Source organism: Methylotuvimicrobium sp. KM2, assembly GCF_038051925.1.
In the GTDB taxonomy this organism is placed as follows: domain Bacteria; phylum Pseudomonadota; class Gammaproteobacteria; order Methylococcales; family Methylomonadaceae; genus Methylotuvimicrobium.
Window position 1 is genome coordinate 2,089,659 of record NZ_CP150634.1, and the last position, 15,920, is coordinate 2,105,578.

Below are 15,920 nucleotides of genomic sequence, written 5' to 3' on the forward strand. Positions count from 1 at the left end.
ATGCACCCTAAACTTATCGCACTCGAAAATCAATTTGCACGTTCGATTTTAACAAAGGTTTCAGCTCCTTGCCTGGACAGAGAGCAGGTCGAGCTATGGATTAAACGTGACGATTTGCTACATCCTATCGTATCCGGTAACAAATGGCGTAAACTTAAATACATACTCAACCATGCCTTGTCGCTAGGCGCGATTAAAATCGTCAGCATGGGCGGCGCCTATTCGAATCATTTACATGCCTTGGCCTATATCGGCCACAGGCTCGGTATTCAGACTGAAGCTTTTATTCGCGGCGAGCCGCAGTCGAATCCAACCTTAAGCGATTTGCGTCAATGGGGAATGCATTTGCATTTTGTATCGCGTGAAGACTATCGTAATCTCCGGCAATACAAAGAATGCAATGGTTTGCCCGGAAACGACACCGGCGCTTATTGGCTGCCGGAGGGCGGATCGGTCGATTTGGCTTTGCAAGGCGTGGCCGAACTGGTTTCGGAAATCGATATTCCATACGATGTCGTTTGTTGTCCTTGCGGAACCGGAACGACCTTGGCGGGAATTATCGAAGCCGTTCGGCCCGATGTTCGCGTCTTCGGTTTCTCGGCGCTAAAAGGCGGCCCTTTTTTGCGGCATGACGTAGAGGCGTTATTGACTCAGCCCAGGGGTAATTGGGAAATCGTCACCGATTATCATTTCGGCGGTTTTGCGCGAACCAAGCCTGATTTAATCGAGTTTATCGAGCAATTTTTAAACGAGACCTCGGTGCTACTGGAACCGATTTATACCGGAAAAATGTTTTACGGGATCTACGACCTAATCGAGAAAGGTTTCTTTCCTGCCGGTCGGCGCATTGTCGCGATGCATACCGGCGGTCTACAAGGTAACAGAGGTTTTTGCTTAACATGATGAATAAACTTGAAGTAAGCTCAGAGCATCAGAATAACAGTCACCGATTACTCCAGCGAATACTTGAACCTGAATTGATGGAAGATCCCAAACAGGTACAAGCCTATGCGCAAGCCGATTTTTCGGAGCCTAATGAGCATTTTATGCAAAATTTGAAAGCCTTGGTTGGTGTGAAGGACTTCCAAGGCCATGCATTGGATTTGGGTTGTGGACCGGGCGATATCAGTTGCCGTTTTGCAAGGGCTTATCCATCGTCTCGGGTCGATGCCTTGGACGGGGCGAGCGCGATGCTTGACTATGCCGAATCAATTGTGCCGAGTGACTTGAGCGCGCGCGTCTGTTTTATTCATGGGAAACTACCAACGGTTTCATTGCCTCGAAGTCGTTATGATTTGATTTTTAGCAATAGCCTGTTACATCATTTGCCGGAACCGCAAGCCTTGTGGAATTTTGTCAAGCGCTACGCCGGTAATGGAACTAGGATTGCCATTATGGATTTATTCCGTCCTCAAAGCGTTCAGCAAGCCAAAGAAATTGTTGAAATGTATGCCGCTACGGAACCCGAAATTTTGCAACGCGATTTTTATCATTCGTTATTGGCGGCATTTACACCTGAAGAAATCGAGGAACAATTGCGCGAAGCCGGCCTAAATTTCGAAGTCGAACGTATTAGTGACCGGCATGTTTTTATTTCGGGGACTTTTATCATCAAATAATCAAGAACCTAAGCGTACTCAGTATCGACAGGCAAATTAAGAAAAATCGTAGCTACTCCCTTTTGATTGAAAAACCGTCTAAGAATAAAAGGTATGGGATGTGTCTATCGAGGAACGCCGTAAACCCATCCATGGGGGCTTGGCGGCAGCTCCCTGCTGCCGACATCCTCGCTAGCCACACCCCATACCTTCATAAAGTTAACCATTTTTTGAGTATAAAGGGAATAGTTAGTCCCCCGGCACTTATCGTTCCCATGCTCTGCGTGGGAATGCTTGAGTACCGCTCCAGCGGTACGAGACGCTAGAGAGTCTGTGAAAGTATTGGTGAATACATCATAAAAAATTTATTCACCATGAAGAACATGAAGGCAATGAAGGTAAAAGCATATAAAATCAATAATATAACTCTTCATGTTACTTCATAGTCTTCATGGTTATTTCGTAATCTTAAATACTTTTACAGCCTCTGGAGCGTGGGAGCGATAGGGGACATGAATAATTAACAATAATCTATTACGGAAATTAGTAGTATGGAAAAAGAAAACGAAATCGGCGAGGCGATTAATCTCGATAGTTATGACCTGTATCTGAACCGCGAGCTTAGCCTGCTCGAGTTCAATCAAAGAGTCCTCGCGCAAGCTAAGGATGCTCGTGTACCGTTACTGGAACGGCTGAATTATTTATGCATTTCTTGCTCGAATCTCGACGAGTTTTTCGAAGTCCGGGTCGCGAGTCTTTTGCAAATGGCCGAAATGGATCCTAAGGCTATCGGCGTCGACGGTTTGTCGCCGCATGAACAGCTCGAAAGGATTTCGGCCAAGGCACATGATCTCGTCGAGGATCAGTATCGGGTCTTGAATGACATCTTGTTGCCGGCCTTGGCAGAGGAAAATATTCATTTTATCCGGCGTACGGAATGGACCGCTAAACAGCTCAAATGGTTGGAGAATTATTTTAACGAAGAATTGCTGCCCATTTTAACGCCGGTCGGCTTGGATTCGGCGCATCCGTTTCCGCGAATTCTCAACAAGAGTTTGAATTTCATCATTTCATTAACCGGCAAGGATGCCTTCGGTCGAAATAGTGGTCGGGCGGTTTTGCAAGCCCCACGGGCTTTACCAAGGATCATTCAATTGCCGGCCGAAGCGACCGGCAGCGGACCTCATGACTTTGTGTTTTTGTCGTCGATTATTCACGCCTTTGTCGATCAATTGTTCAATGGCATGAATGTCAAAGGCTGCTATCAGTTTCGAGTGACCCGCAATAGCGATTTCTTTGTCGATGACGATGCGATAGACGATTTGCTGCTTGCGGTTGAAGGCGAGTTGGCTATGCGCAATTACGGCGATGAAGTCAGGCTTGAGATTGCTTCGAATTGTCCTGAAGAAACCGTCAATTTCTTGATGGCTCGTTTCGAATTGACACAAGATCGCTTGTATTTGGTCGATGGTCCGGTCAATTTGAATCGTCTGCAAGAAATCATCAATCATGTGGAAAGGCCCGAATTGAAATTTACGCCTTTTAAGCCGGCAGTGCCGCCGCAGTTGGCTCGTAACAAAAACATTTTCGCCGCGATCGACAAGCAAGACATTCTTTTGCATCATCCGTTCGAATCGTTTTTGCCGGTTGTTGAGTTTTTGAAACAGGCCGCTGCCGATCCCGATGTCTTGGCTATCAAACAAACTCTGTATCGTACCGGCGTGGATTCGCCGATTGTGAGCGCATTGGTAAAAGCCGCCAGGGCCGGTAAAGAGGTTACTGTAGTCATTGAACTGCGTGCCCGGTTCGATGAAAAAGCCAATATTAATTTGGCTGCAAAGTTACAAGAAGCAGCCGTGCATGTCGTTTATGGGGTCGTGGGATATAAGACGCATGCCAAAATGTGTTTGGTGCTTCGCAAGGAAGGTAAAAAATTGCGTAATTATGTGCATCTCGGTAGCGGTAATTATCACCCGAAAACAGCGTTGCTTTATACCGATTACGGCTTGTTTTCATGCGACAAGGAACTCGGCGAGGACGTTCGCCGCGTCTTCGCGCAATTAACCAGTCTCGGTAAAGTGACCAAGCTGAATAAACTATTGCAATCACCTTTTACGTTGCATAGCGGTTTGATCGAGAAAATCGAGCGCGAAATTAGCCATGCTCAAGCGGGAAAGCCGTCAGGAATTATTATTAAAGTGAACGCGGTAGTCGAGCAACAGTTGACCAAAGCTTTGTATCGGGCCTCACAGGCCGGTGTGAAAATCAATTTGATTGTCAGGGGTATTTGTTGCCTTAAGCCGGGAATTCCAGGTGTTTCCGAAAACATTGAGGTTCGGTCTATTATCGGCCGATTCCTCGAGCATACCCGTGTGTACGCGTTTGAAAACGACGGCAATCCGGAAATCTATGTTGCCAGCGCCGATATGATGGGGCGCAATATGTTCAAAAGAGTCGAGACCGGCTTTCCGATAGAGAATAAACGATTACATCAACGGGTTAGAAGCGACTTAGAATTATATTTAAAAGATAATTGTCAAGCGTGGCTGTTGCAGTCGGACGGACAATATGTGCAATTATCGCCGGGAGAAGGGGAAGACACGATTCAAGCTCAATCGGAACTCTTGGCGTCTTTGCAAAATTGAGGCTGGGCGCTATTTCCTGCATGTTTTTCAAGTCATAAAGAAGGTATGGGATGTGTGCAACCGAACCCTCTTTGGAACCGGCATTGTTTTTTATATCGAAAAATGAGATAAGGAACCAGAGTCTGTGAGCTATCGCAGTAAAAGATTGTGAGAATTTTAAAGTGGGCCTTTGAAAGACTTCATGAACTTCATGGTTAAATTGCCGAATTTGGGTCTATACGTGAGTGGAACTATCGAACCGGCGTCAATTCCCGCGTTTTCTTAATGAAAACAAAACTATCGTAACGCCGCGCGACGAGCGATCCGACATACTGGTCGTAATCCCGTCTTGGATCGGCCTTTGACATAGTCGTTGAGTCGATAGAGCGGAGGCCAATCGCCTTCGACGGCAATGAATGAAAAGCCTTTTTCGGAAATCAAGCGTTTGGAAATTTCGCTGCGCCAATGGTAGAACTCATGCGTACCGTGCGTCGATTCGCCAAGTAAGACTAGTTTTTTGTCGCCGGCGGTTTCGATTAAACGGTCGAGATCTGAATTTTGCTTGAGGACAATGGCTTTCGGCGCTAAATAAGCCGACAAAGAGTCGGATTCGGCATGCGCTAGCGTTACGCCGAGCAATAAAAAGACCGTGAAAAACAAAAAATGCGTGATGATTTTCATGTTATTTGAGAGATTTGAGATACCGAATGAAAGCAAGCCGGAATCGGTTTATCGATAAGAATAGCGATGATTTTTTAAGAATTTGAACCCAATTTTTCGGTAATAGTTTCTCAAAATTTCGTTTCAAATTGACGATTTGGTCAACGATGTTTTGATGTATCGGGCTGGCCTTAATCGCATCGATGATCCATATCAAAAAATCATAGGATACTTTGAACCACGCAAATGTTAGGAGCTTGGCCTTGGCAATGCGAAAAAGCCAAAAAGTAAATGCTGCGACCGGAATTTTACCGATATAAAGGGTAATGCCGAAAACTAGACTACCTTTGGCAAGCAAGCCGATTGCGATAAAGCCAAGTAGCTCGACCTGAATGAATAAAAACAGAAAAACGCACAGCAGCGCGTAGCGGTTCAAGTCGACAACCGAGGATTCTATTCGTTGCAAAACCTTCAGGCTATGGACAAACCTAAAAACCGGAATAGCAATCGTATCCCAGATCAGCTCTTCCAGCAGAATATAAATAAAAACCCAAAAGCCTAAGAATAAATTGCTGATTTTCTTTATAAATTTTGCCATAGAAAAGCCGGGGTGCAAAAGTAATTAAGCGTTGGGTGACGTTGGGTGAAAAAGATTAGAAAAGCGTATGTTTTTTAAGGCTAAGTTTGCGTTAATAATTGAAATTAATACTATGCGAATGCCGAAAAGACTGTAGGGTACGCTGTGCGTACCTCAGGAGACCACCCGTAGCTTAACGTGCTCCGTTGTGCCAACATTAGGTACGCGCAGCGTACCCTACAATTCGCTTTGAGTTTTTAAGTGTTTCCGGTAGCGGTGACAACTATTACCGCATACATAGCATTTATTAAACAGTGCAAGCCGAGACGATTTCGCCTTTGTTGTTCATCATCAGTTTTAAACGGCCATAGCATGACTTTTGGTCGCATTGGCATCCTGAACCTTCCATGATGCTTTCAAGGAATGTGACATAAATCAACAATTCGCCTGGTTGCCGGTCCAAAACCTCATATTGTATCGACTCGTTGATAATCCACCCGTTTTGGCTGCAAAAATCAGTCAATACATGGGTGTTTTCCAAAAACTTTTTTATCGGGTCGTCTTTTGTTTCAAGCATCGCCGTTACCGCTCCCAGTTATTTGTTGTCGATTAAGATAAACAACCGGAACAACTAAAGCAACTGACTAAGCGGAATAAAGTCTAATCGGGTTTCAAGCATTGTTGAAATCTATCTGGAAGGAGAAACGGGCAGTTTCCATAAGGTGCGGTATGTGTTGTGTTTGGCGAACGCCTCACTGTCTCCATACCTAATTCTGAATTATATTTGCTAAACCGTAATTATTCACACCCCCTATCGTTCCCACGCTCCAGCGTGGGAACGCAGTCCGAGACGCTCTAGCGTCTCGTACCGCTGGAGCGGTACTCAGGCATTTCCACGCAGAGCATGGGAACGAGAATGGCCGTGGGACTGAATACTCACCCTAAACCAGTGTCGCAACTAAATGATTCTGATCGGTCGCCATTAGCTTCGCATCGATAATTCGGTTTTCTATCGCTTCGGGTTCGTCGACCTCACAGCCGACGCGCAGATAATTCGGCGTATAACCGAAAATCCGATGTTTACCATTGTCGAGGGATTCGGTTTGGCTTTCCCATAGCACCGGCGTTGTTCGCCCGATGTTTTCCGATTGACATTGGCGCTTCATCGTTTCCGCCAATTCATGTAGCTCTCGGCTGCGTTGTTTTTTGATCGTTTCCGGGATTTGATTCGCTAGCGTAGCGGCTTTCGTGCCTTCGCGGCGCGAATAGGCGAAAATATGAATATGACCGAAACCGGTGTTTTCGATGAAACCGAAGCTTTCACGCCATTCTTGTTCAGTTTCGCCCGGGAAACCGACGATGATGTCGGTCGTGATATTGAAGTGCGGAATCGCAGCTCTCAAGCCGGTCACGATTTCACTGAACTCTTCGGTTTTGCAGCGTCTGGCCATGCGTCGTAGCACCGAATCCGAACCGCTTTGCAGCGGGAGATGCAGATGCGGCATCAAACGAGGATTATCGAAAAGCTCGACAAAATCGTTCGGCAACTCCCAAGGCTCCAGAGAACCCAGCCTAAGTCTCGGAATATCGGTATCGCTAAGAATTGCTCTGATCAGGTCGGACAGACTCTGATCGGTGTCGGATCCGTAACCGCCGAGATGCACGCCGGTGATGACGGCTTCATTGATGCCTTGGCTGTGTAGCGCATTGATTTCGTCGACGATTTCTCGTATCGGTCGGCTTTTTTCCTCGCCGCGAGCGACCGTTACGATACAGAACGTGCAGCGATAACGGCAGCCGTCTTGTACTTTGATAAACGCACGTTGTCGGCCTCGGCTGAATAATGAGACTTCGCCGGGTTCGGTCGACATGGCCGGCATGCTGTCCATGTTCAGTTCGGTCAGGGTTTTGGCGACCAAACTATCTTTGTCTTGATTGCCCACGACGAGATCGACGCCCATCAATTGTTCGGCTTCTTCGCGGTTGAGTGTGGCGTAACAGCCGCTGACGACCAGTTTCGCTGCCGGATTGGTTCTGTGTATACGCCGTATCAGTTGGCGCGATTTACGTGCCGCATCTTGCGTGACCGCGCATGAATTAATCACGATCAGATTCGCGTTCTCGGCTTGGCGAGTGATTTGATGGCCTTGTTGTTGGAAGGCCTGAGCCCAAGTTTCGAGCTCGGCTTCATTGAGACGGCAGCCCAATGTTTTAAGATGTACGTACATTATCCAAAAAACCAATAGGTAATGAGTATGGCGGCTAAGATACCGAAAAAGTCCGCTATTATCCCACAAGCGGCCGCATGGCGAATATTTTTGATGCCGACCGCGCCGAAATACACGGCTAAAACATAAAAGGTCGTTTCGGTGCTGCCTTGCACGATAGCGGCAAGACGTCCCGCGAATGAGTCGGCGCCGAGTGTTTGCATCGTATCGATCATCATAGCCCGCGCGCCGCTGCCGCTGAACGGTTTGATCAATGCGGTCGGTAAGGCGTCGATGAAACGGTCATCCCAAGACAGCATTTTGACCAGTGCTCTAACCCCTTCAGCGATCAAATCCAACGCGCCGCTCGCGCGAAATACGCCGATGCCGACCAGCATCGCGACTAGGTATGGAATGATGCCGATTGCGGTCTGAAAGCCTTCTTTCGCGCCTTCGATAAAGGCTTCGTATGCGTCGATTCGCCGATATATTGCACCGCAGATAAATACGATGACCAACGTGAATAGAATGATGTTGCTGATCAGTGCGGACTGTTCGAGCATTTGTTCCTTAGGTAGCCGGTAAAAATATCCGACCACGGTAGCAATCAATATACTGAAGCCGCCAAGATATAATGCAACGACTCGATCGAACAAGTTGATTTTCTGAACCGCCGCGACAGTAATCAAGCCTGCCACGGTTGAAAAATAAGTGGCAATTAGGATAGGAATGAAGACATCGGTCGGATTAGCGGCACCCAATTGTGCGCGGTACGTAAAAATCGTCACCGGAAACAAAGTGACCGCCGAAGTGTTGATGACTAGGAACAAAATTTGCGCGTTACTCGCGCTATTCGGGGTAGGATTCAAGGTCTGCAGTTCCTTCATTGCCTTGATGCCGAGCGGTGTAGCGGCATTGTCGAGACCGAGCATGTTCGCGGCGATATTCATCACCATCGCGCCCAAGGCCGGATGGTTTTTCGGTACTTCAGGCATCAGGCGCGTGAACAGCGGCGTCAAGCCGCGTGTTAGTAAGAGTATGAAGCCGCTACGTTCGCCGATACGCATGATACCGAGCCATAAGCTTAATACGCCGGTCAAACCTAACGATATTTCAAAAGCCGTTTTGGAAAGCTCGAACATCGAAGACATGATGCGCTCGAAAATCTGATAGTCGCCCATAACGATCAGTTTGATGACGGCCGTCATGAAGGCGCTCAAAAAAAAGAAAATCCAGATGATGTTCAGCATGATCGGCGATGGTGTTATCGCGAGGTTCGGAGGACATTAAAAATACCGAAGTATAGCATGTACCGATTAGCGATAAAGCGGAGGTGCGACGTAAGGAAATGCAGGAGCAAAAATCGATCGACTATCCTGGTGCCGTCTTACGTTAATACCGCAATCGGAAGTCAAAAAGACACAGATGAATTGAGGAACGTATGTTTGAGCTAATTTTAATTGAGATAAATCGGGAAAAAGAGGGCTGCCTCCAGGCAGCCCTAAAGTGGGGGTCAATCGAAAATTGACTATCTTTTACTGCGATATTTAAGTTCAAAGCCTAAAATCAAAAAAGATAGCGGTTACAATTGTTTCAGACGTTACCGTTTTTAACTGCGATTTTGTCCGCAGAATAAACCTTTCGCACTTAACATTTCGGCAGTGCCTGAGGAGGCGCCGGAGTGTCCGATCCCTCATCTAGCGTTAGGTGCTGGGTGAATACATCCATGTAGGCTCGACGGCGGCTATCAGATTGCCATGGATGGCATGAATGCAGATTTTGCAGGAGCAAAAATCTGCCCTGCCGCCGACGCCTGTCAATCGAGCCACCGAACCCCCTTTCAGCATTTGTCGAAGTTATTTCATGCTCGTTCCTTAGTCATATTTTGAGTATAAAAGTAGCAATTTATTTCGTGCTCATTCTTTAGCTTTTTGCATGACCATGGCTACGGCGGCGGCTCGCGTGACAACGCCGAGTTTTTCGAAAATATGCTCCAAATGCTTGTTGACGGTGCGTGGACTGCTGCCGAGGATGATGCCGATTTCTTTGTTGGTTTTGCCGCGAGAAATCCACATTAATATTTCCGCCTCTCTCAAGGTAAGGCCTAAGGAGTTTTTCAGCGACTCAAGATCCCATTCTCGCGGGTCTACTCGATTTTGTAATAAGAGGAGAAATTCATGGGAATTGGCGCTTCGAGACAGTTTGATCGATAAGTCTCCGAGTGTGTGATCTATTTCCGAAGGTAATTTCCGGCCTATATGATCGGCCTGAAGTTGTTCTCGAAGCCATTCCGAAATCGGTTTCGGAGGGAGTGCGCCGATTTCGATTTGCGGGCCTGATTCAAGTTTTTCGGTTAATTGATTCAACAACTTTTCCGCGGATGGCGTTAACCAAGTAATACGTCCGGAACTATCCACAGTTAAAGCGGCGAAAGGGGCGTGCTTTAACGCGGTTTTGGCGCGTAGGATCTTTCTGGTTTGAGTCAGATGGACTTCGACTCGTGCCAATACTTCGTTCGGTTTGATCGGTTTGACGATATAGTCCAAGCCGCCTTCTTCGAAGCCTCTTAATAGATTATCCAATTCGCTTAAGCCAGTCATGAACAAAATTGGAATGTCGGATGTTGCAGGGTTGCTCTTTATTTTTCGACAGGTTTCGAAACCATCGATTCCCGGCATGACGACATCGAGTAAAATGATATCGGGAGGCAAAAAGTCGATTTGCTCAAGCGCGGAAAGCCCGTCTGTGGCGACTAATACCCGATATCCGGCTTCCGAGAGCGTGTCGGATAAAAACGCCAAATTACCGGGCGTATCGTCGATGATCAATACTGTGCCCTTATTATCGGAATGATTTGCCGTGATCATAGTTAAAATTAATTCCAAGCCATTTTGATAAATGTTAAAAGCAGGCCCATAAACCTAAAAAAGCATTTCACCATGAAGAATAGAAATAATATCAATTTAATTCAATAACTTGCTATGATTTTGTATGGATCATTCACGCACCCAAGGTAAATATTCAGTCCCCTGGCAATTATCGTTCCCACGCTCTGCGTGGGAACGCCTGAGTACCGCTCCAGCGTCTCGGTCTTCATTACAACGCTGGAGCGTGGGAACGATAAGGGAGGGATGTGAATAATTACCACCCAAGAAGTTAGCGAGAACGCTTAGGTATATATTTAAATTCTTCAGGAACTTCATGTGCTTCATGGTTGAACTGCTGAATTTTAGGATAAAGGCTGAATATTCAAAATCGCTAGTTCAAATCTTATAGATAGGATCGGCCTTCACTCGTGTAATTTCAACATCATTACTCGATAACAACATTTTTTTGATTTCCCCGATTTGAAATTCGTAGGCCAATTTCTTTATTTTGGCGACGAATAGCTCATATTCCGAAGTCAAAGGGTCTAATCGAGTCTTCAATCCAGTTAAATCGCCGATTCGAACGAATCCGGCGAGTTCGTCGATTACTTGTTTCGGGGGGAATACGATCGTATTATCTGCCGATTGATTCAAAACATGCGTGTCATCATGGTGCGGAATCCATTCCAGCGAGAGATGCAGACCAAGTTTGAATAATAACTCGCGAATTTTTACCGGCTTCGAGAGAAAATCGTTGCAGCCTGCGTTGATTGCCGCGATTCGGTCCGTTAAATAGGCGTTAGCGCTCAGTACAACGATGGGGTTTTTAAAACCTTTCTCGCGCAGCTTTGTAGCAGTTGCTAAACCGTCGATATCCGGCATCGAAAGATCGAGTAGAATGAGGTCGGGAGGATTGTCCGAAACGATGTCGATACAGACTCTTCCGGATTCGGCTTCGTCCATGGCGAAACCGAGGGGTTCCAGAATCGAGATGATTAAATCGCGGTGTTCGGCCTGGTCGTCGACGACGAGCAAGCGTTTACGGTGTCCCGAGTAGCCTTGGACGTCAGTGTCTCTGACGGCTTCCGGCGTCGCGCCTTGATTCGGTAAAAATAGGCGCACCGTGAATGCCGAGCCCCGGCCGGGCTCGCTCGTGACCGACAGTTCTCCACCCATGATTTCGGCGAAAATTTTGCTTATCGTAAGCCCGAGTCCGCTGCCTGAAACGGCATTGCCGCTACTGTCGTGTATTCGCGTGAAGGGTTGGAAGATGTTTTGCAATTGTTTCGGCTCGATGCCTTTTCCGGTGTCGATAATTTGAAAGTTGGCGACCTCGCCGCTGTAACCGATGCGAAAGATGATGCCTCCCGTTTCCGTGAACTTGACGGCGTTACTGAGCAAATTCATCAGAATTTGCCCAACCCGTTTTTCATCGCCGCGAATTCGCTGGGGCAGGGAATGGGTGAACTGGCAGCAAAACGATAAACCTTTCGATTCGGCCTGGGGTTTGTAGACTCGCACCAAATGATCGATAAAAGCCGGAAAATGAAACGGCGCCGATTTAATTTCGAATTTACGCGCCTCGATACTCGCAATATCGAGAATATCTTCGACCAGCGATGATAGATGTTCGCCGCTGCGTTTCAATGTTGCGACCGCTTGTCGGCGGCGTTCGGGTATCTCCGGGTCTTTATGAAGGATATAGGCGTAGCCGATGATGCTATTCAGCGGCGTTCTGATTTCGTGGCTCATGTTGCTCAAAAAACGGCTTTTCGCGCTATTGGCAGCGTCGGCCATTCTTAAGGCTTGAGCTAATTTTACGTCGGTCTTTTTATGTTCCTCGATTTCCATCAATAATAATTGCGTTTGTTTAGCCGTTTCTTCATGGGCAACGCGGCGGCTCTCATCGTTCAAAATCAGCCACCAGGTACACAAACCGATAAAAACCAACAGCGACGCATAAATCTTGACGAAATTTTCCAATAGCAGTCGAAAAGCAGGCAAATAAGGCTGAGCGGTCAACAAATCCTGATAATAAATAATTCCGACAAAAATACTGGTCAATACCGTTAGAAACAAAAACAGCAGGCCAAAACGCAGCAATCGCAAACGAGTTTGTAGCGATAATGTTTTCGGCATGAAGCGCCGGGCTACTATTTCTAAATAATCGTCGAGTCGTGCTCCGGGTTTGCAAGCATCCAGGCAACGCGCCTCAAGCGTGCAGCACAACGAACAAATACTGCCTTGATAAGCGGGACAATAGGCGACGTCTTCCTGCTCGAATGAGTTACCGCAAATGCTGCAGTGTTGATGAGACGCTTTGTTGTTTTCGTCCCGGTCGCGGGCCAGATATTGTTTCGGTCCGGCAACGACAGCGATGAGAGGAACAAGAATAAAAGCTAAACCAAGCGAAATAAACGCCGAGAAAGCGCGCGGATAATCGCCGAATGCGCCAAGGTAGGCCAGTATTGAAACGATCGACGCGCATAAGGTTGCGATAATGCCGACCGGATTGAGGTCGGGCAGGTAGGCGCGCTTGAATTCGACGATTTTGGGACTGAGGCCCAACGGCTTATTGATCGTCAATTCGGCGGCAACCGCGCTGATCCAAGCGATCGAGATGTTGGAAAACAAACCCAACACTTTTTCCAAAGCGCCGAAAACACCGAACTCCATCAACAATAACGCGATCGAGACATTGAATACTAACCAAACGACGCGTCCAGGATGACTGTGCGTCACGCGCGAAAAAAAATTCGACCAAGCGAGCGAGCCGGCATAGGCATTGGTTACGTTAATCTTTATTTGGCAGATGACGACAAATAGCGTCGTGACGGCCAGTGCAATTGCCGGATTGCCGAATAGGTCGTTATAAGCGATTAAATACATTTGAGTGGGTTCGTGCGCGTGCTCGGCAGCGATGCCGTTTCGCAATGCGAGATGTGCGAGTAGGGCGCCGCCTAATTGTCTGAGCATTCCGAATAATACCCAACCGGGGCCGGCGGCAATGGTGCCGAACCACCAACGAAAGCGGTTCTTCCGAGTTTTTTCGGGCATGAAGCGCAGAAAGTCCACTTGTTCGCCGATTTGAGCGATCATCGAAAATGCCACCGTCGCGGCGCTGCCGAACAGCAACCAGTCGAAATCGCGTCCGCTGCCGGCGATCCAAAAATAGGTTTTGAGTGTTAGTAACGCTTCAGGTTCGTGCCGGTAAACGGCGATATAAGGCGCGATCAACAAAATCAGCCAGATCGGCTGAGTCCATAGTTGCAGCCGACTGATCGTCGTGATTCCGAAAGCGACCAGCGGCATTACGATCACCGCGCTAATGACGTGGGCCAGTGCGATCGGGATTTGAAAATAGAGTTCGAGCGCGAGCGACATGATCGAGGCTTCGAGTGCAAAAAGCGTAAAGGTAAACGAGGCATAGATCAACGAGGTAACGGTCGAACCGATATAGCCGAAACCGGCGCTGCGAGTGAGCAAGTCGATATCAATGTTATACCTGGCGGCATAATAGCTAATAGGAAAGCCCGTGATAAAGATGACTAGGCCAACCACTAAAATTGCCCAGAACGCGTTGGTAAATCCGTAATTGATCGACAGAAAACCGCCGATGGCTTCCAAAACCAGAAACGAAGTCGACCCGAAGGCCGTATTGGCCACTTGGAATTCGGACCATTTGCGGAAACTACGCGGCGCAAAACGCAGAGCGTAATCTTCCAAAGATTCATTAACAACCCAGGCGTTGTAGTCGCGGCGAATTTTCGAGATGTTCTGATGAATCGGGGCGCTCATTGATAATCAGGCATGAGGTTTCGGCTTTGAAAGCAAGTCATTGAACAATTCATAATTTCGGCAATTTATATGCCGTAATTGTAATAAACTGTTTTCAGGGTGACCGGCACCCGATCGGTGCGTATGTGTCGAATAACGGCAGCGGCGTGTATCGATATGGTGCGAATGACGAAAAAGCGCACATTATTAGTGCTGCGGAAAAAGGACAGTGAGCGGAGCAAGGTTTTCCTATACCATGTGCATATCGAACATTGTCATCATGCTCCCTCCCCGAAAGGGAAGGGAAAGTAGAGAGGTAAACTTTTAAAAATCGGAAATTTAACGAGCGCGATAATTCCGATTTATTTTCTTTCATGACCGAGTTTTAAAATAACGGGCGAACCTTGGTTATGGATCGTAATTTGTTTATAGACTTTCTTTTCGATTGTAATGTCATTTGACTCGGAGGGCTCGGGCTTGCCCGGTTCGGTTTGCGTTTCCGGCTCTTCAACGGTTTCGATTAAAACATCCGGAGCCCAGCTCGGACTGATCGCTTGAAGCGTATCCGCACGTTCTTCCGGTTGAAACTTGAGCGATTTCAACAAATTCAGGCAAACGGTGCTCACTTGGTCGATCAATCGCGAACGTTTTTCACCCCCTGAAAGCGGTTTTGCGATAAATTCCATCGTATAGTCCGCCGACTCGTTACTGTTCTCGATCGAGATTAGTTTACAGGTGATCGGCACGATTTCCGCTTTTTGAAAATTTACCGCACGCGGGTCGGAATTTCCGGCAGTAAATGAAAAACCGGTCGGGGTGCTACCGTGCTTGACGGCTTCAATCGTTGCCTGCATCCGATGGTCGGCGGGTTTATCGGCATCAATGCCGATGGTATAACCCCATTCATTTAAATGATTTGCGATTGAGTCGGCCATTTCATGCTTTGCCGTGTCATCGGCTTGATAGCCGGCCGCTTCGATATCGATTTCGAAAAAGATTCGCTTTACCGAAGCGGCATCGATCGGCGCTCGTTTCATATCGGGCCCTATCGTGCATCCGGTTAAGGTTGTCGCGATAACCGAAAGAAATATGAAAACGCTTGATTTTAGGTGATGCAACGGTTCGATCATGGTTATCCTGTGATTGATAAAAATAAAAATCTGTTTCTTTATGCCTTTCGCACTTCAAATTTCGGCGTAATCGCTTTCCCTCTCTTAGGGAAAGTTCAGGGGAGAGGTAAGCCAAAAACGAAAATGGGTGCGATCAATGAAAATTAAGCAACAGCGATGCCAAATCGAATTCGATCGCTTGATTACCGATTTGTTTATCAGCGATTTTAGTACCGAGTCATTCGGCATATCGACACGCAAAAAGTATACTTTCGTTTCGGTATTGGCCGGTACACTGCGCGTGTGTTTAATAAAGCCAGAAGCACTTTAGAGCGTCTACCGGTTTTTCGATATACGTCATTTACCTGATAGGTTAAATTAAAAGGTAATTAAAAGGGGTCAGGTTCTGAGGTATCCCCACGAAATAGCCAAATAAAACAATTTGCTATAATTCCTCGTTCCCATCGCTCCAGCGTGGGAATGCATACCGATCTTGTCTCG

Annotated in this window: 12 protein-coding genes; 4 read left to right on the plus strand and 8 right to left on the minus strand. The window is 47.2% G+C overall.

Going from position 1 to position 15,920, the window contains the following annotated elements; genetic code table 11:
* The 3 genes from WJM45_RS08880 (at nt 1) to ppk1 (ending at nt 4,243) form a co-directional block, all read left to right on the plus strand.
* Nucleotides 1–903 carry a pyridoxal-phosphate dependent enzyme gene (locus WJM45_RS08880; RefSeq protein WP_341328590.1) on the plus strand — a complete coding sequence of 301 codons (903 nt, stop codon included), beginning with the start codon at nt 1–3 and terminating at the stop codon, nt 901–903.
* Nucleotides 900–1,619: a methyltransferase domain-containing protein gene (locus WJM45_RS08885; protein WP_341328591.1), complete on the plus strand. Its 720-nt coding sequence runs from the start codon at nt 900–902 to the stop codon at nt 1,617–1,619. Before WJM45_RS08880 ends, WJM45_RS08885 begins: the two co-directional genes overlap by 4 nt.
* Before the next feature lie 530 nt (nt 1,620–2,149).
* A complete protein-coding gene (ppk1, locus tag WJM45_RS08890; protein ID WP_341328592.1) occupies nt 2,150–4,243 on the plus strand; it encodes a polyphosphate kinase 1 in 2,094 nt (697 codons plus the stop codon).
* 276 nt (nt 4,244–4,519) lie between these two features.
* On the opposite strand, the gene WJM45_RS08895 is transcribed toward ppk1, so the two are convergent.
* The 8 genes from WJM45_RS08895 to WJM45_RS08930 all read right to left on the minus strand — a co-directional run bounded on the left by WJM45_RS08895 (nt 4,520) and on the right by WJM45_RS08930 (nt 15,440).
* Nucleotides 4,520–4,903, minus strand: a complete 384-nt coding sequence (locus tag WJM45_RS08895; protein WP_341328593.1) for an erythromycin esterase family protein — start codon at nt 4,901–4,903, stop codon at nt 4,520–4,522.
* Between the two features lies 1 nt (nt 4,904).
* Nucleotides 4,905–5,480 carry a hypothetical protein gene (locus tag WJM45_RS08900; protein WP_341328594.1) on the minus strand — a complete coding sequence of 192 codons (576 nt, stop codon included), beginning with the start codon at nt 5,478–5,480 and terminating at the stop codon, nt 4,905–4,907.
* 286 nt (nt 5,481–5,766) lie between these two features.
* Complete coding sequence (locus WJM45_RS08905; protein WP_341328595.1) at nt 5,767–6,036, minus strand: hypothetical protein; 270 nt, start codon at nt 6,034–6,036, stop codon at nt 5,767–5,769.
* A 364-nt stretch (nt 6,037–6,400) separates the two neighbouring features.
* Nucleotides 6,401–7,687: a tRNA (N(6)-L-threonylcarbamoyladenosine(37)-C(2))-methylthiotransferase MtaB gene (gene mtaB, locus WJM45_RS08910; RefSeq protein ID WP_341328596.1), complete on the minus strand. Its 1,287-nt coding sequence runs from the start codon at nt 7,685–7,687 to the stop codon at nt 6,401–6,403.
* On the minus strand, nt 7,687–8,916 hold the full coding sequence (locus WJM45_RS08915) for a nucleoside recognition domain-containing protein (RefSeq protein WP_341328597.1): 1,230 nt from the start codon (nt 8,914–8,916) through the stop codon (nt 7,687–7,689). Before WJM45_RS08915 ends, mtaB begins: the two co-directional genes overlap by 1 nt.
* A 666-nt stretch (nt 8,917–9,582) precedes the next feature.
* Nucleotides 9,583–10,533 carry a response regulator gene (locus tag WJM45_RS08920; RefSeq protein WP_341328598.1) on the minus strand — a complete coding sequence of 317 codons (951 nt, stop codon included), beginning with the start codon at nt 10,531–10,533 and terminating at the stop codon, nt 9,583–9,585.
* Between the two features lie 396 nt (nt 10,534–10,929).
* On the minus strand, nt 10,930–14,331 hold the full coding sequence (locus tag WJM45_RS08925; RefSeq protein WP_341328599.1) for an ATP-binding protein: 3,402 nt from the start codon (nt 14,329–14,331) through the stop codon (nt 10,930–10,932).
* Nucleotides 14,332–14,672: 341 nt separating this feature from the next.
* Nucleotides 14,673–15,440, minus strand: coding sequence for a hypothetical protein (locus WJM45_RS08930; RefSeq protein WP_341328600.1), 768 nt, complete (start codon nt 15,438–15,440; stop codon nt 14,673–14,675).
* A 136-nt stretch (nt 15,441–15,576) separates the two neighbouring features.
* On the opposite strand from WJM45_RS08930, the gene WJM45_RS08935 reads away from it, so the two are divergent.
* On the plus strand, nt 15,577–15,750 hold the full coding sequence (locus WJM45_RS08935; RefSeq protein ID WP_341328601.1) for a hypothetical protein: 174 nt from the start codon (nt 15,577–15,579) through the stop codon (nt 15,748–15,750).
* Nucleotides 15,751–15,920: the final 170 nt, after the last annotated feature.